Annotated in this window: 14 protein-coding genes; 5 read left to right on the forward strand and 9 right to left on the reverse strand. The window is 73.8% G+C overall.

Features of this window, described 5'->3' with window-relative positions; translation table 11 throughout:
• Positions 1-55: 55 nt before the first annotated feature.
• Positions 56-535, reverse strand: a complete 480-nt coding sequence (locus tag ACZ5ID_RS19275; protein WP_468899220.1) for a hypothetical protein — start codon at positions 533-535, stop codon at positions 56-58.
• A gap of 366 nt (positions 536-901) precedes the next feature.
• Between ACZ5ID_RS19275 and ACZ5ID_RS19280 the strand changes: the two genes are divergently transcribed.
• On the forward strand, positions 902-1,561 hold the full coding sequence (locus ACZ5ID_RS19280; protein WP_468899223.1) for a class F sortase: 660 nt from the start codon (positions 902-904) through the stop codon (positions 1,559-1,561).
• A gap of 12 nt (positions 1,562-1,573) precedes the next feature.
• Here ACZ5ID_RS19280 and ACZ5ID_RS19285 read toward each other — a convergent pair whose 3' ends face one another.
• Both ACZ5ID_RS19285 and lysX read right to left on the reverse strand, forming a co-directional pair.
• Positions 1,574-2,428: a polysaccharide deacetylase family protein gene (locus ACZ5ID_RS19285; protein ID WP_468899226.1), complete on the reverse strand. Its 855-nt coding sequence runs from the start codon at positions 2,426-2,428 to the stop codon at positions 1,574-1,576.
• A 104-nt stretch (positions 2,429-2,532) separates the two neighbouring features.
• Positions 2,533-5,820, reverse strand: coding sequence for a bifunctional lysylphosphatidylglycerol synthetase/lysine--tRNA ligase LysX (gene lysX, locus ACZ5ID_RS19290; RefSeq protein WP_468899229.1), 3,288 nt, complete (start codon positions 5,818-5,820; stop codon positions 2,533-2,535).
• 73 nt (positions 5,821-5,893) lie between these two features.
• Here lysX and ACZ5ID_RS19295 point away from each other — a divergent pair, with 73 nt between their 5' ends.
• Positions 5,894-6,343 (forward strand): universal stress protein, encoded by a 450-nt coding sequence (locus ACZ5ID_RS19295; protein WP_406553550.1) that lies wholly within the window; start codon positions 5,894-5,896, stop codon positions 6,341-6,343.
• Positions 6,344-6,617: 274 nt separating this feature from the next.
• Here the strand turns inward: ACZ5ID_RS19295 and ACZ5ID_RS19300 are convergent, their stop codons facing one another.
• Positions 6,618-7,829, reverse strand: coding sequence for a CapA family protein (locus tag ACZ5ID_RS19300; protein ID WP_468899232.1), 1,212 nt, complete (start codon positions 7,827-7,829; stop codon positions 6,618-6,620).
• A gap of 216 nt (positions 7,830-8,045) precedes the next feature.
• Here ACZ5ID_RS19300 and ACZ5ID_RS19305 point away from each other — a divergent pair, with 216 nt between their 5' ends.
• A complete protein-coding gene (locus tag ACZ5ID_RS19305) occupies positions 8,046-8,675 on the forward strand; it encodes a sigma-70 family RNA polymerase sigma factor (protein ID WP_468899234.1) in 630 nt (209 codons plus the stop codon).
• Here ACZ5ID_RS19305 and ACZ5ID_RS19310 read toward each other — a convergent pair.
• Positions 8,594-8,848, reverse strand: a complete 255-nt coding sequence (locus ACZ5ID_RS19310; protein ID WP_406553553.1) for a zf-HC2 domain-containing protein — start codon at positions 8,846-8,848, stop codon at positions 8,594-8,596. The genes ACZ5ID_RS19305 and ACZ5ID_RS19310 overlap by 82 nt on opposite strands.
• A gap of 55 nt (positions 8,849-8,903) precedes the next feature.
• Between ACZ5ID_RS19310 and ACZ5ID_RS19315 the strand changes: the two genes are divergently transcribed.
• Entirely contained in the window at positions 8,904-9,395 is a 492-nt protein-coding gene (locus ACZ5ID_RS19315) for a hypothetical protein (protein ID WP_365113045.1), read from the forward strand.
• Positions 9,396-9,418: 23 nt separating this feature from the next.
• Here the strand turns inward: ACZ5ID_RS19315 and ACZ5ID_RS19320 are convergent, their stop codons facing one another.
• Complete coding sequence (locus ACZ5ID_RS19320) at positions 9,419-10,183, reverse strand: LytR/AlgR family response regulator transcription factor (RefSeq protein ID WP_468899239.1); 765 nt, start codon at positions 10,181-10,183, stop codon at positions 9,419-9,421.
• An 86-nt stretch (positions 10,184-10,269) separates the two neighbouring features.
• On the opposite strand from ACZ5ID_RS19320, the gene ACZ5ID_RS19325 reads away from it, so the two are divergent.
• Complete coding sequence (locus ACZ5ID_RS19325; protein WP_468899242.1) at positions 10,270-10,917, forward strand: anti-sigma factor family protein; 648 nt, start codon at positions 10,270-10,272, stop codon at positions 10,915-10,917.
• 25 nt (positions 10,918-10,942) lie between these two features.
• Here ACZ5ID_RS19325 and ACZ5ID_RS19330 read toward each other — a convergent pair whose 3' ends face one another.
• The 3 genes from ACZ5ID_RS19330 to ACZ5ID_RS19340 are packed head-to-tail and all read right to left on the reverse strand — an operon-like array spanning position 10,943 to position 15,190.
• Positions 10,943-11,803 carry an Fpg/Nei family DNA glycosylase gene (locus ACZ5ID_RS19330; protein WP_468899244.1) on the reverse strand — a complete coding sequence of 287 codons (861 nt, stop codon included), beginning with the start codon at positions 11,801-11,803 and terminating at the stop codon, positions 10,943-10,945.
• A 48-nt stretch (positions 11,804-11,851) separates the two neighbouring features.
• The gene (locus tag ACZ5ID_RS19335; RefSeq protein ID WP_468899246.1) at positions 11,852-13,900 is read right to left on the reverse strand and encodes a SpoIIE family protein phosphatase; all 2,049 of its coding nucleotides are present in this window, start codon (positions 13,898-13,900) and stop codon (positions 11,852-11,854) included.
• A gap of 36 nt (positions 13,901-13,936) precedes the next feature.
• Positions 13,937-15,190, reverse strand: a complete 1,254-nt coding sequence (locus ACZ5ID_RS19340; RefSeq protein WP_468899249.1) for a DUF6777 domain-containing protein — start codon at positions 15,188-15,190, stop codon at positions 13,937-13,939.
• Positions 15,191-15,255 lie beyond the last annotated feature (65 nt).

Below are 15,255 nucleotides of genomic sequence, written 5' to 3' on the forward strand. Positions count from 1 at the left end.
CTCGCCAGGACTCGGGACGACCGGCGGTTCGGCTCTGTCCGGGAGGTCCGGCCGGTCAGATCCGCCCGCCGTTCGCGCGGCGGCGGCGTGCGACGTACACGACACCGCCGATCGCGGCGAGCCCCACCAGGGACCCGCCGACGGCCATCTCGGTCTGCGTCGGACCGGCGGAGCCGCCGAGCCCGCCCAGCGCGCCGCGGCCGGGGAGCACGGTGAAGCTGCGGGTCTCCGTTCTGGGGTTGTCGTTGCAGCGGACCGACAGGTTGTACGCACCGGGGCTGATGTGGTCGTGGATCCTGGCGGTCGCGAACCCGGTGTCCCCGCCCGACAGGGAGGTGGGCGAAAAGGCGGTGGAAGTCACGATGCCCCCGTGGCCACAGCCGTTGGCCGTGATGGTCAGCGTGGCGCCCGGGTGCACCGCGCTCGGGTTGACGGTGACGTTGCTGGGACCGAAGTTGGCGGCGGCGATCGGGGCCGAGAGCCCCACCGCCGCGAAGGCGGCCACGGCCACCGGAAGAGCGCGTGTTGCACGCATGGTTGAACCTCCGAGGGAGGGCGCCCCAAAGCCGTGCTCCGGGAAATTCGACGAGTACGCCTCCCACGACGAACCCTCACCGGGGGTTCTCCACCTCGCATGTCGGCGCTGGTCCACCCTGGTGAGCCGACACGCCGGTGGACGGACCGCCGATCTGACGGACCCGCAGGTCACAGACCGTCAGAACTTTTATCGGATCATGACACGGATGGGTCACCCCGGCCGCCGCCCCGGTCGCACCGTCCGCCGCCCCTTCCTCCCGGCCCCGCTGACGGCCCTCACCCGTTCGCACCTCTCTGATCGCCGGAGTGCGATCACGCCCTTACCGTGCCTACAGGTGGCACGCAGGGCATTGGAGGGAGCGCGATGGGGCAGGAAGAGGGCGGCTCGGAGCACCGGAGGCGGTCGCCGTGGGGAGCGCTCGCCCTGGTGATGCTCACCGGTCTGGCTCTGATGCGGAACGGCGCGGACGTCACGATGGGCCCCCCGCAGCCCGCGGCGGCAGCCGCGCTGTCGGGCAGGCCGGAGGTGTTCGTCCCCGCCAGCTCCGGCGCCCCGGTCGAGCCGCTGGAGTACGCGCCGGTCTCCCGGGTGAGGATCGACGCGCTGAAGGTCGACGCCCCGGTCATCGAGGTCGGCATCGACCAGGACGGCTGGGTGCAGGCACCGCCGCCGGACGACCCCAATCTGGCGGGCTGGTACCAGAACGCGATCGCCCCCGGCCAGCGCGGTACCGCCGTCATGGTCGGCCATGTCGACACCCGGCGCGGCCCCGCCGTCTTCTACGGCCTGGGCTCGCTCAGGAAGGGCAACCACATCGAGGTGACCCGCTACGACGGGCACGTGGCCGTCTTCGAGGTGTACGGCGTCGAGGTGTACGACAAGAACAACTTCCCGGGTGCCCGGGTGTACGGCGACACCGGGCACCCGGAGCTGCGGGTGATCACCTGCGGCGGGGGCTTCACCCGGGCCAGGGGCTACGACGGCAATGTGGTCGTCTACGCCCGTATGGTGGCCACCCGCTGAACCCCGGCGCCGTCAGCGCCGCTTGGGCGGTACGCGCAGACGGTAGCCCGCGCCGAGCAGCCAGGGCAGATAGGTGCGCAGCGCCGCCACGCTCTGCGAGCGGTCGCCGCCGGCGTCGTGCGAGAGCACCACGACCCCCGGGGCGGCCCCCTCCCGGACCCGGCGCACGATGGTGTCGGTGCCGGGCGTCGTCCAGTCGAGGGTGTCGAGCGTCCAGGCCATCGGCTCCATGCCCAGCTCGGCGCCGATCTGGAAGGAGTTGCGGTTCCAGGCGCCGTAGGGGGCGCGGAACCACTGCGGGCGTGTCCCCACCACCTCGTCGATCACGTCGCTGGTGCGGGTCATCTCGTCGCGTACCGCCTCCCGGGACATCTTGATGAGCAGCGGATGGGTCCAGGAGTGGTTGCCGATCACATGCCCGTCGTCGTGCATCTCGCGCAGCAGGTCGCGGTTGTCGGTGGCCATCTCACCGCAGACGAAGAACATCGCGCGTACGTCGTGCTCGCGCAGGGTCCGCAGGATCTGCGGGGTGTAGCGCGGGTCGGGGCCGTCGTCGAAGCTCAGCACCATGGTCTGCGGACCGAGCTCGGGCATGCTCAGGAACGGCCGGTGCCGCACGGGCGGCAGTGCCGTGCGGTAGTGCGGCGGTGCCTCGGCGGTCATGGGCTCCAGACGGTACGCGGTGGACTTCAGCCGGGGCGCGGCGGCCTGCGGCCCGGCGGCGGGTCCGGCCGACGCTCCGGCGGCCCCGCCCGGCGGCGTGCCGGCGTCCTCGGCGGTCAGCAGCCGCACGGCGGCGGCGGCTCCCAGACAGGCGCCGACGCGCAGAAGCGTACGCCGTCCCGGTAGGATCTCATCCTTTTTCATGACCCATGGCTCGCACGGTGAACGGCGTCGGCGGCTGAAGCGCACCGCCCGCGCGGCCGAAAACACCCGTTGGGGTGTACCGGCGCGGTCCGGGCTGACGGATGTCAGTAGCGGCGCACCAGCGGGAACGGCAGGGTCTCCCGGATCGTCAGACCGGTGAGGAACATGACGAGCCGGTCCACACCGATGCCGAGCCCGCCGGTGGGCGGCATGGCGTACTCGAGCGCGTCCAGGAACTCCTCGTCGAGCTCCATCGCCTCCGGGTCGCCGCCCGCCGCGAGCAGCGACTGCGCGGTGAGGCGGCGCCGCTGTTCCACCGGGTCGGTCAACTCGGAGTAGGCGGTGCCCAGTTCGGTGCCGAAGGCCACCAGGTCCCAGCGCTCGGCCAGCCGGGGGTCGTGGCGGTGCTGGCGGGTGAGCGGCGAGACGTCGGTGGGGAAGTCCTTGTAGAAGGTGGGCAGCTGGGTCCGCTCCTCGACCAGCCGTTCGTACATCTCCAGGACCACGTCGCCGCGGCTGTTCTCGGGGGTGTGCGGGACCCCGGCCCGGTCGCACAGCGAGCGCAGGCGCGGCTCGTCGGTGTCCGCTCCGATCTCCTCGCCCAGCGCCTCGGAGAGCGCCCCGTAGACCGTCTTGACCGGCCAGGGGCCGGAGATGTCGTGCCGGGCCAGCCGTCCGTCGGGGCCGGCCCGGTGCGCGACCGCCCGGCCGAAGGCGGCGATGGCCGCGCCCTGGATGAGCTCGCGGGTCAGGTCGAGCATCACGTCGTAGTCGGCGTAGGCCTGGTAGGCCTCCAGCATCGTGAACTCGGGGTTGTGCTTGTAGGAGACCCCCTCGTTGCGGAAGGTGCGGCCCATCTCGAACACCTTCTCGATCCCGCCGACGCACAGCCGCTTCAGATACAGCTCGGGGGCGATCCGCAGATACAGGTCCAGGTCGTAGGCGTTGATGTGGGTGGTGAACGGGCGCGCGTTGGCGCCGCCGTGGATCTGCTGGAGCATCGGGGTCTCGACCTCCAGATAGCCGCGCTCCAGCAGCCCCTGGCGCAGCGCCTGGACGGCGGTGGAGCGGGCCCGTACGACGTCGCGCGCCTCGGGGCGGGCCACCAGGTCGAGGTAGCGGCGGCGCACCCGGGCCTCGGGATCGGCCAGGCCGAGCCGTTTGTCGGGCAGCGGGCGCAGGCACTTGCCCGTCATCTGCCAGCCGGTGACGAAGAGCGAGTACTCGCCCTTGCCGGTGGTGCCGGTGGTGCCGGCGGCGCTGACGTGGTCGCCGAGGTCGACGTCGCGGGTGAAGCGGTCGAGGACGTCCGCCCCCGCGCTGTCCCGGGTGAGGACGAGCTGGAGGTCGCCGGACCAGTCGCGCAGCACGGCGAAGACGATCCCGCCGAAGTCGCGTACGGCCATGACGCGCCCGGCGACCGTGGCGGCCGTGCCCGGCCCCGCCTCGCGCAGCCCGGCGAGGGTGTGCGTACGGGCCGGGACGACCACGGGGTACGGCTCGGCGCCCTCGGCGCGCAGCCGCTCCAGCTTGCGGTGGCGCACCCGCACCTGCTCGGGCAGCCGCTGCTCCCCCGCACCCTCGGCGCCCGGCGCGGGCAGCCCGAGCGCCTCGATGGAGGGCAGGCCCGCGGTGCTGCCGGGGCTGGTGACACCGCTGGGGTGCCCCTTGCCCCAGAGCTTGCGCAGACTGGGCACCGAGACGAAGCCCTCGGCGATGCCGGAGGCCAGGCCCACCCGGGCGAGCGAGCCGGCGTCCCCGTAGCAGAGGAAGCGCGGGAACCACTGCGGCTGGTACTTCACGTTCGACCGGTACAGCGCCTCCAGCTGCCACCACTTGGAGAAGAACAGCAGCAGTCTGCGCCACAGCCGCAGCACCGGCCCGGCGCCGATCCGGGCGCCCTCCTCGAAGGCCGAGCGGAACACCGCGAAGTTGAGCGAGATCCGCCGTACGCCCAGCTTCGGGGCGTACGCGCAGAGCTCGGCCACCATGAACTCCATGACGCCGTTGGGCGCGCTGCGGTCACGCCGCATCAGGTCCAGGGAGATGCCGTCGGGGCCCCAGGGCACGAAGGAGAGCAGGGCGATGAGCCGGCCCTCGGCGTCGAAGGCCTCCACCAGGAGGCAGTCCCCGTCGGCCGGGTCGCCCAGGCGGTCCAGCGCCATGGAGAAGCCGCGTTCGGTCTCGGTGTCCCGCCAGGCGTCGGCCCGGTCGACGATCTGGCCCATCTCCTCGTCGGTGAGCGCCGAGTGGCGGCGGATGCGCGTGGTGGCCCCGGTCCGTGCGACGCGGCGCACCGCCTGGCGGGTCACCCGCATCTCGCGGCCGTCCAGGTCGAACCGGGCCACGTGCAGGATCGCCTCGTCACCCAGTTGCATGGCGCCCAGCCCGTACCGCGCGTAGACGGTGGCGCCCTCCGTGGAGGCGCCCATCACGGCGGGCGCCCAGGCGTACTTCCTCGCCACGTCCAGCCAGGCGGCGATGGCGGGCCCCCATGCCTCGGGGTCGCCCACCGGGTCGCCGCTGGCCAGCGCGACCCCGGCCTCCACCCGGTAGGTGACGGCCGCCTTGCCGCTGGGCGAGAACACGACGGCCTTGTCCCGGCGGGTGGCGAAGTAGCCGAGCGAGTCGTCGCGGCCGTAGGCGCGCAGCAGGGCGCGGATGCGCGGCTCCTCGTCGCCGTGGAGCGCGGCCTCCATGCGCTGTGAGCGGAAGAGCGTGGTGGCGGCGCTGAGCAGGGCGATCGCGCCGAACAGGCCGAGGAAGAAGAAGAGCAGGCGGGGCGGGCGGCCGTCGAACTGGCCGCCGGAGGCGAGTCCGCCGAGCACCCGGTTGGTCGCCCACAGCAGCCGCTGGCCCCGCGGGAGGGTACCGGGGAAGATCTCCACCAGCGCCCAGCCGGCCAGGACGCCCGCGCCGAGCCCCAGGAGCAGCACGAGCAGCGCCCGGTGGACGGCGCCGCGGCGGGTCTCGGCGTAGAACTCGCCGCGCGCCAGGATCAGCACGACCAGCGCGGCCCCGCAGACGAGTCCGTTGGCGGCCCACATCCACTCCGTGACGGCGACCAGCAGCGCGTCGGTGAGGAAGAGCAGCCCGAGGTAGCCGACCACCAGCCACCAGGCGACCTTCTTGCGGGCGCCGATGGCGGCGGCGAGCAGCAGCAGGAAAACGGCGTAGGCGAGGTTGGCGCTGACGGGGACGGTGACCCGGTCGAGGAACCAGGCGACGGGCCGCAGCAGCCGGCGCAGGGCGGGCACCAGCGCGATCGCCCCGCAGAACAGCCCGAGCCCGGCGAAGAACATCGCGAAGGCCTCCGGCACCCGGCTCAGGAACCGGGACCGCGCGGGCGGCCGTGCCCGTGCCGGTATGGGCGTCTCCTCGCTGACACTCATGTCCTGCACTCTAGGGAGCGGCACGCCGGGCCGCCTGTCGGGCGCGTTCGGGCGTGGGGCTAGCCTCGGTGGTGTGACAGCACCCTTCGAACGCGGTACGGACGGCCCCAAGGTCATCGTCGTCGGGGTGGACGGCTCCGACTCCTCGCTGCGCGCGGCGGCGTACGCCAGCGGTCTGGCGCGGCGGCAGAACGCGCTGCTCGCGGTGGTCTACGTGCAGCCCCTGGTGCCCGCGGGCGCCGCGATGGGGGCGCCGGTTCCCGACACCACCGGGGAGATCGCCGAGGGCCTCGCCCAGGAGATCCGCGCGGCGGCGGAACGGGTGAAGGACCTGTGGACCGTGCGCTGGGAGTTCCACACCCTGCGCGGCGACGCCTACGGGGGTCTGGTGACGGCCGCCGACGAGCTGAAGGCGGACGCGGTGGTGGTCGGCGCCTCGGAGTCGGCGGGCCACCGGTTCGTCGGTTCGGTGGCGGTCCGCCTGGTGAAGGCGGGCCGCTGGCCGGTGACGGTGGTGCCGTAGTTCTAACCCGGCCTTCGGGTGCGGGTCAGTGGGGCCCGGCCTTCGGGTGCGGGTCAGTGGGGCCCGGCCTTCGGGTGCGGGTCAGTGGGGCCCGGCCTTCGGGTGCGGGTCAGTGGGGGGGAGGCCCGTTTTCGTCCGCGGGCCGGTGGTGGGTTGCTCGCGCAGTTCCCCGGGCCCCTGGGGTGGTCCGGGGCTCTGGCGGGCGAAGGCGCGGGGAACTGCACGACCAGCCCCCACCGGGCAGCGGGTGAGCCGGGGTCCGAGGGCGCGGCCCCTACCGGACCGCCATCCTCAGGCCGTCCCGTGCCGCCCCGCGCCCCAGCACCGCCTCACGGATTTCCGTCTGGGCCGTGCGGTAGTCCTCCCGGTCCGGTGAGGCGCTCAGGGCCCGGGGGAGGTCGACGACCCGGCCGCGCTCCACGTCGGTCCACTGCGGGATGAACTCCGCCCTGGTGACCTCCCAGCGCGCCCCCGGCCGCGCGGGCGGCGCGAACGTGAAGCGGGCGATGGAGCTCATGTTGCCGCGCGGATCGCGCGCGCCGGAGTCGTTGAACATCTCTCCCGCGATCTGGTCGCCCTCGCCGTAGACGATCCAGGTGCCGTTGACCTTCTCGTACGCCTGGGGGATGTGGGCGTGCGTGCCCAGGATCAGGTCGATGTCGGGGCGGCCGGCCGTGCGCGAGGCGGTGAGGGCCTTGCCCAGGCTCAGTTGCTGCTCGTCGGGCTCGGTCTGCCACTCGGTGCCCCAGTGGAGGCTGACGACGACCACGTCGGCCCCGGCCCGGCGGGCCGCCCGGGCGTCCGCGACGATTCTGCGCTCGTCGATGAGGTGGACCGCCCAGGGCTGCCCGTCGGGCATGGGGTAGCCGTTGGTGTCGTAGGTGTACGCCAGCTGGGCGACCTTGGCACCGCCCGCCTCCAGGAGCGCGGGGCTCGCGGACTCGGCGGCGGTTCGGCCGGAACCGGTGTGCTGAAGTCCCGCCTTGTCGAAGGCCCGCAGGGTGCGGGCGATCCCGGCGGCCCCGTCGTCGAGGCTGTGGTTGGACGCGGTCGAGCAGGAGTCGTACCCGGTGTCCTTGAGCGCGGCGGCCACCTGGGGCGGCGACGTGAACGCCGGATAGCCGGCGAAGGGGCCGCCGTCCGGCCCGTACACCGTCTCCATATGACAGATCGCCAGGTCCGCGCGGGAGATCACCGGCTTGACGCCGGCGAGCATCGGCCGGAAGTCGTAGCCGTCCCCGCCCGCGTCGGCTGCGGCGCGCTCGATGACCGAGGAGTGCGGCAGTACGTCCCCGGTGGCGACCAGCGTGAAGGGGCGCGGCGCCGCGGTCGCCGCGCCGCCCGCGGGCGAGGGCGTGCCGGGGCGTTCGGAGTCCTGGTGGTGCGGCAGGCGCGCGGGGGCCGGGTGCTCCGCCGTACAGCCGGCGGTCGCGGCGGCGACGAGGGCCGCGAGGGCCGCCACCCGCCGGCTCGTTCTGCTGGTCATGGCACCGGACTCCAGAGGTCGGGTCGGAATTGCCTGATTGATTATCAGATATCCATATAATGCACATCCCTCCCGTTTCCCCAACCGTTCACCGCACCACTCGCCGCTTCATTCGACCGTTCGTCGCACGCCGGGCTCCGGCGGCTGTCCCTCCGCGCCCGACTGCGCTCGGATACGGGCTGCGGCCTGCGGACTTCTCGGGAAGGGAGCACCACGGTGAGCACGGGATTCTCGGACGCTGCCCCACGGAGCGCGGCGCCGCCGCGGCGCTACACCCGCGAACCTGAGCTCGCGGCGCTCCAGCGCGAGCACGGCCCCGCCCTGATGCACTTCCTGCTCGGCCTCACCTACGGCGACCGCCAGCGCGCCGAGGACCTGCTCCAGGAGACGCTGGTACGCGCCTGGCAGCACCCGGAGGCGCTGGAGGGCCCGTACGCCTCGATGCGGCCCTGGCTGTTCACCGTCGGCCGGCGGCTGGCGATCGACGCCCGCAGGAGCCGGCGGGCGCGGCCGGCCGAGGTGCACGACGCCGTACTGGACGCGCGCGTGGAGGCGGAGGACGACCACGCCGAGCGCTCGGCCGCCGCGCTGGACGTACGGGACGCGGTGCGCACGCTGAGCCCCGAGCACCGCGCGGTGCTGACGCAGATCTACTTCCGGGGGCTGAGCGTGGCGGAGGCGGCCGAGGTCCTGGGGGTGCCGTGCGGGACCGTCAAGTCCCGTTCGTACTATGCTCTGCGGGCCCTGGCACGGGTTCTGCCGGGCTACTCGTCCGGCGGCCCGTCCGCCAGGTCCTCCTCGGAGAGCAGGGCGAGCATCGAGGGTGTCTCCGCGACCTCCAGGTAGGCCGCGCGGCAGCCCGGGCAGATGCGCAGATGACCGGCGACCCGGCGGTCCTCGTCCCGCGCGAGGGCGCCGAGGACGTACGCGCCGAGCAGCTGCCGCACATGCATGGGCACCTCGTGGGGGACGACGGATCCTGCCCTTCTGGCCACGGCGGGCGCGCGCCCCCGGTTCAATGCTCCCTGGAGCTCCCTGGAGCGCCTGGACAGTCGATGAAAGAGGCGAGACGGAATGCGTCCGGAGGGTACGAACGGGACCAGTGGTGGAGAGCTGCTGGTGCCGATGGCATGGATGTACGCGGAGTACATCGCCGACGAATTACTGCGCACCGGCGATCTCATGCCGCCGACGACGCTCGAATTCAGGGCCGGACGCAACGCCTTGGCGTTGACGATCTTCCTGTCGGACGGCGCGGTCGGCGGCGCGCGGGTGGTGGCGCGGCTCGACGAGTGGAGCGCGCTCACCGCGGCCGGCCGGCCGTGGCACGGCTGGGTCCGCGAGCGGCTGCGGGAGCGGGAGGCGACCGGGTCCGGCCCGGACCTGGCGCTGGCGCGGGACGCCTGGCGGTGGCTGGAGGAGACCGAGCTGCTGGCCGCGGACCTGGACGCGGTGGTACCGGGCGGGGTCGACCCGCGCGCCGAGGCGGAGGACGAGCCGCGGGTGTGGACCCCGGCCTGGGAACTCGGCCTGCCACTGGGGCATCTGGCGATCCACCTGTTCTGACGCACCAGGGGCACGGCGGATCGTCAGCGGCCTTGCCGCAGCAGCCGGTCGCGGAGGGTACGCGCGTGGCGGCGGCTGACGGGGAGCACGGCCCCGCCGACGCGGACGCTCATGCTGCCCGCGTCCAGGCGCAGTTCGTCGATCCTGGCGAGGGCCACGAGATGGCTGCGGTGGATGCGGACGAAGCCGTGCACGCGCCAGCGGTCCTCCAGCGTGGAGAGCGGTACGCGCACGAGATGGCTGCCGGAGTCGGTGTGCAGCCGGGCGTAGTCGCCCTGCGCCTCGGCGTAGCTGATGTCGGCGACGGCCAGGAACCGGGTGACGCCGCCGAGTTCCACGGGCACGGGGGCCGGCGCGTTCGCGCCCGTCCGGGCCTCCCCCGGCGCCGGGCCGCGGTCGCCCACCATCTCGGCCACCCGGCGCACCGCCTCGGCCAGCCGCTCCCTGCGCACGGGCTTGAGCACGTAGTCGACCGCCTTCAGGTCGAAGGCCTGGACCGCGAAGCCCTCGTGCGCGGTGACGAAGACGATCAGCGGCGGCCGGGCGAACCCGGCGAGCAGCCGGGCGACGTCGAGTCCGGTGAGCCCCGCCATGTGGATGTCGAGGAAGACGACGTCCAGGCCCTGTTCGTCCTCGGGCCCGGCGTCGAGCGCGCCGCCGATCAGGCGCAGCGCGTCGGTGGCCCCGGTGGCGCCCTCGGCGCTGCGCACCCGCGGGTCGGAGCGCAGCAGGTACAGGAGCTCTTCGAGGGCGGGGGCTTCGTCGTCGACCGCCAGTACGCGCAGCATGCGCTCGGATTGTAGGTGGGCCGACTCCTCGCTGTCCCCTTGCGTGTGACGTGAGTGATTGTGCCGCCGTCTGCGTACCAGACGGCATGAGGCCGCTGGAACTGCACCGGGACGTCGGGGCGTACGCACTGGGGGTGCTCGGCGCCGCCGACACCTTCCGTTTCGAGGAGCACTTGGCGGGGTGCGCGCACTGCGCGCGCCTGCTGGAGGAGCTCGGGAGCGTGGAGGCGCTGCTCGCCGCGTACGCCCGCTGGACGCCGCCGGGCGTGGATCCCGTCGCCGTGCCCTCGCCCGCGCTGCTGCCCTCGGCGCTGGCGGCGGTGGGCGGCCGGCTGCGGGCCCGGCACAGGGTGCGGCTGGGGCTGCTGGCCGCCGCGGCGGCGCTGGTGGTGGGCGCGCCCTTCGCCGCGCTGAACCTGCTGGCGAACCCGACCGTTCCGCACTGGACGGCGACCGCGTCGGCGCCGGGGGTGACGGCGACCCTGGCGGCGGCGCCCACCGGGTTCGGCACCGATGTGGGGCTCGACGTGGGCGGGGTGAGCGGCCCGGCGGTGTGCACGCTGGTCGCGGTCGGGCGCGGCGGCGAGGAGGACACGGTGGCGACCTGGGCGGTACGGGACGGGGCGCGGGTGACGATGCGGGGCGCGGCGGCCCTGGCGCCCGCCGACATCTCCCACTTCGAGGTGCGGGGCCAGGACGGGTCCCGGCTCGCGACGCTGTCCCGGTCGGGGTGAGGAGGAACGCACACGGCGGCGGCGCCTACTTGAGGAACTTGGACAGCCGGCGGTCGGCGAGGATCTTCCCGCCGGTCTGGCAGGTGGCGCAGTACTGGAGGGAGGAGTCCGCGAAGGAGACCTCGCGGACGGTGTCGCCGCAGACCGGGCAGGGCTCGCCGGTCCGGCCGTGGACCCGCATCCCGCTCTTCTTCTCCGCCTTCAGACGCCCCGCCGCCAGTCCGCGCGAGCGCTCCACCGCGTCAGTGAGGGTGGCGCGGACCGCCTCGTACAACGCGGTGACCTCCTCCTCGGTCAGCCGGTCCACCTGCTTGAACGGCGACATCCGCGCCACATGGAGGATCTCGTCGCTGTAGGCGTTGCCGATCCCGGCGATCAGCGACTGGTCGCGCAGGGCGCCCTTGAGCTGCCGGCGCTCCCCCGCGAGCAGCCCGGCGAACCGGTCGCGGTCGAAGTCCGGGGCGAGCGGGTCGGGCCCGAGCCGGGCGATACCGGGCACCTCCTGGGGGTCGTGGACCAGATAGGCGGCGAGGCTCTTGCGGGTGCCCGCCTCGGTCAGGTCGAACCCGGCCCCGCCCTCCAGCGCGACCCGCAGGGCCAGGGGGCCCTTTCCGGGGCGCGGCGGGGCCTCGGGCAGGGCGTCGTGCCAGCGCAGCCAGCCGGCCCGGGCCAGATGGGTCACCAGATGGAGGCCGTCGGCGTCGATGTCGAGGAACTTGCCGTACCGCCCCACCCCGGTGACCGACCGTCCGTCGAGGGCGTCCAGCGGCGGGTCGTACGTCTTGAGGACGCTGATCGCGACGGGTCGCACGCGCTCGACGCGGTGGCCGACGAGGTGGGTGGCGAGGAAGTCACGGAGCGCTTGAACTTCGGGCAATTCCGGCATACCTCACAGATTAACCAGCTCCGCGAGCCCGGCGCCCGCGCCGGCCGGTCACCCGTCGGCGGGGGCGCCCCGCTCCGGGACGACGAACTCGCACCAGACGCACTTGCCGCTGCCTCTCGACTCCACGCCCCAGACGTCGGCGAGCCGGTCCACCAGCATCAGACCGCGCCCCGACACCCCGGAGTCGCCCGCCTCCCGGCGGCGCGGCAGGGCACTGGAGCGGTCCTCGACCTCGACGCGCAGCCGCCGTACGGGCCCGGTCAGGACCCGTACGGTCACGATGGCACCGCCGTCGGTGTGCATCAGCGCGTTGGTGATCAGCTCGTCGGCGGCCAGCTCGATCTCGTCGGCCCGCTCCCGGGCGCCCCAGGCCCGCACCGCCGCCCGGATCATATGGCGCGAGGAGCTCAGCGCCTCCGGGTCGTTCTGCGCCACGTGCTGCTGGAGCCGGCCGCCGCTCTGCGGGGCCTCCAGGGCGCGCCGGCGCAGCAGCAACAGGGCCACGTCGTCGTCGCCCGCCCGGTCGTCGACCACGTCGCACAGCCGGTCCGCCAGCTCCTGGAGGTCACCGGGCCCCGAGCGCACCAGCGCGGCGAGGAGCTGCATCCCGTCGTCGAGGTCGGCGCCGGGCTGCTCGACCAGGCCGTCGGTGTAGAGCAGCAGGGTCTGGCCGGGGTCCAGCTCGACGGTGGCCACCGGATACTCCAGCCGCCCGAACTCCGCCGACAGGCCCAGCGGGAGGCCGCCCTCGACCGGCAGCCGGCGGCAGCTGCCGTCGCCGTACCGCAGCAGCGGGTCCACGTGCCCGGCCCGGACGAGCTGGACGACCCCGGTCGACAGGTCGGCCTCGGCGTAGGTGCAGGTGGCGAAGCGGTCGGTGTCCAGCTCGTGCAGGAACACCGAGGCGCGGGCCATCACGGTCGCCGGGGTGTGCCCCTCGGCCGCGTACGCGCGCAGCACGATCCGCAGCTGGCCCATGACGGCGGCGGCGTGCGTGTCGTGGCCCTGGACGTCGCCGATGACCGCGCCCACGCGACCGCCGGGCAGCGGGATGACGTCGTACCAGTCGCCGCCGATGTCCCGGCCGAGCCGGGCCGAACGGTAGCGCACCGCGATCTGGGCGCCGGGCACCTCGGGGATGCGGCGCGGCAGCATGGCCTGCTGGAGCCCCTCGGCGAGGTCGTGCTCCTGCTCGTACAGCACGGCCCGCTGCAGGCTCTGCGCCAGGGAACTGCCCAGCGCCACCAGGAGGTTGCGCTCGTCGGCCGTGAAGCCGGTCTTGTCGCTGTAGAGCAGGCCGAGCGCGCCGATCGGACGGGCCTGGGCGATCAGCGGCAGATAGGCGGCGGCGGTGATCCCGAGCCCGCTGATGTGCGGCCACAGGCGCGGGTAGGAGGCGGCGAAGTCCTCCGGGGTCTGGATGAACCGGGGGGCCAGGGTGCGCACGACCTCGCTCATCGGGTACTGCTCGTCGACCCGCGTCCAGCGGGTGCCCGGCACGAAGCTGCCCTCGGGGCCCTCGGCCACCAGATGGATGCGGCCGGCCTCCAGGAGCCCCATCACCAGGCTGGTGGCGCCCAGGTGTTCGAGCCCGCGCGAGCCCTTGAGCACGTCGATGACGTCCTGCACGGTACGGGCGTGGGCCAGGGCGGCCGTGGTCCTGTCCACCACACTGGTGCGGCGGCGGTCCTCGTCGTCGGCGGCGGGACGGTCGGCGTACTCGGTGAGCTCCTGGGTGGCGTCCCGGATCACGCCGATGATGCGCTGCGGGCGGCCGGTGGCGTCCCGGCGCACATACCCCTGGGTGTGCGTCCAGCGCGCGGTGCCGTCGCGCAGCCGGACGCGGAAGTAGGCGCCGTAGTGGACGCCGCCGCTCTTCAGGGCCTGCGAGACCATGGCGTCGAGCCGGGCCGCCTCGGCCGGGGTGACCCGGCTGCCCAGCGTCTCGGGCCGGTTGTCGTACTCCTCGGGCTCCATGTCGAAGACCGCCAGCGCCGACCGGTCCATGTGCATCTGCCCGCTGGTGAGGTCCCAGTCGAAGGTGCCCATGCGGTTGAGGGCGAGGCCTAGACCGGGGGGTGCGGGCCACTCGTCCATCGTCACTCCGATCCTCGGTCCGATCGGGGGCGCCCGTCAGGAGAGTCTGGCGTCCATGGGCGGCTCGATGTCGAAGGCGGACAGGCCCGTGGGCATCTCACCGCCGCCGGACGGCTGCGGCGGGAAGACCGGCTGCGGCTCCGAGGGCAGCGTGGGCAGCTCGGACGACGCCGTCGGCACGATCTGCTCGCTGGGAGCCGTGGGGGCGGTGGGGGCGGTGGGGGCGGTGGGGGCGATGGAAGCCGTGGGGGGCTTCGAGGTCAGCTTGGGGCGGACGGTGACGGTGGCCGTCGGGCAGCCCGGGGAGGGCACGCTCGGCAGGGCGGCGCCCGGCGGCAGCGACCCGGGCGGCCTCGTCACGGTGACGGTCGGGGCGGGGCTGGGGCAGTTCACGCTCGGCGAGGTGCTGTTCGTGGACGGCGCGGACAGGCTCGGCGCCACGGCCGGGCCGGACTGGTCCGGGCTGACCGGCGCGCTCGGCGAGTCGGTGACCACCGGCGCCGTCGGGTCGATCTGGATGTCGGGCCGCTCGCGGTCGCGCATGCCCTGGTCGCCCGTCGGCCGCTCGATCCAGGTGTTGTTGACGACGTTCACGATGATCAGGCTGTTGATGACCGTGGTGGTGCGGTTGATGACGACGGTGCGCTGCGGCTGGTAGCCGGGCCAGGACTGGCCCCGGGAGGCGGCGCCCTGGGTGGCGACGGGCGGCTTGAGCGGGTTGCCGCAGGCGCAGCGCACCCGGGGCGAGCCGTGGTCGTCGACCAGGACGGCGGTGCCGGCCTGGAGCACCGACTGGAAGGGGGTGGCGTGGCCGTCCTTGAAGCCGTGGTTGGTGACCCGGGTGTCGGCCCGCAGCACAACGGGGGTCAGCCCGCGCAGGAACGAGGGGAGGTCGTCCGGGTTGATCCCGGCGGTCTCCGAGAAGGCGCGCGCCTTCGCCCGGTCGGCGTCGAGGAAGCGGATCTGCGCCTCCACGTCGCAGCTGGCCACCGACTGGGTGCCGCCGTACAGGCCGGGCATGGAGCCCGGGACGGTCCGGACGGTCTGTACGGTCGCCGTGGGGTTGCCGGGGGCGCTCGGCGGCGGCTGGGAGGGCGTGAGCGGCCGGGCGGCCTTGGCCGTCGACTCCGTGAAGGGGTCGGGGCCGGACGCCGCGACGGGCTGAAGGAAGAGCTCCTTCTCGTCGGAGGCGGCGCGGCCTCCTCCGCCGTCGCCGCCACAGGCCGCGACGAGCACTCCGATGGACATGACGACTGCCGCCAGGGTGAACCGGCGCGGGGTCGAGCGCACGTAGATCTCCCACCTATTCGCCCCGAGTTGTCACTCATTGTCTGCCGGAGGGCGCCCGGTCCCGC

This window comes from Streptomyces sp. NPDC031670 (assembly GCF_055580545.1).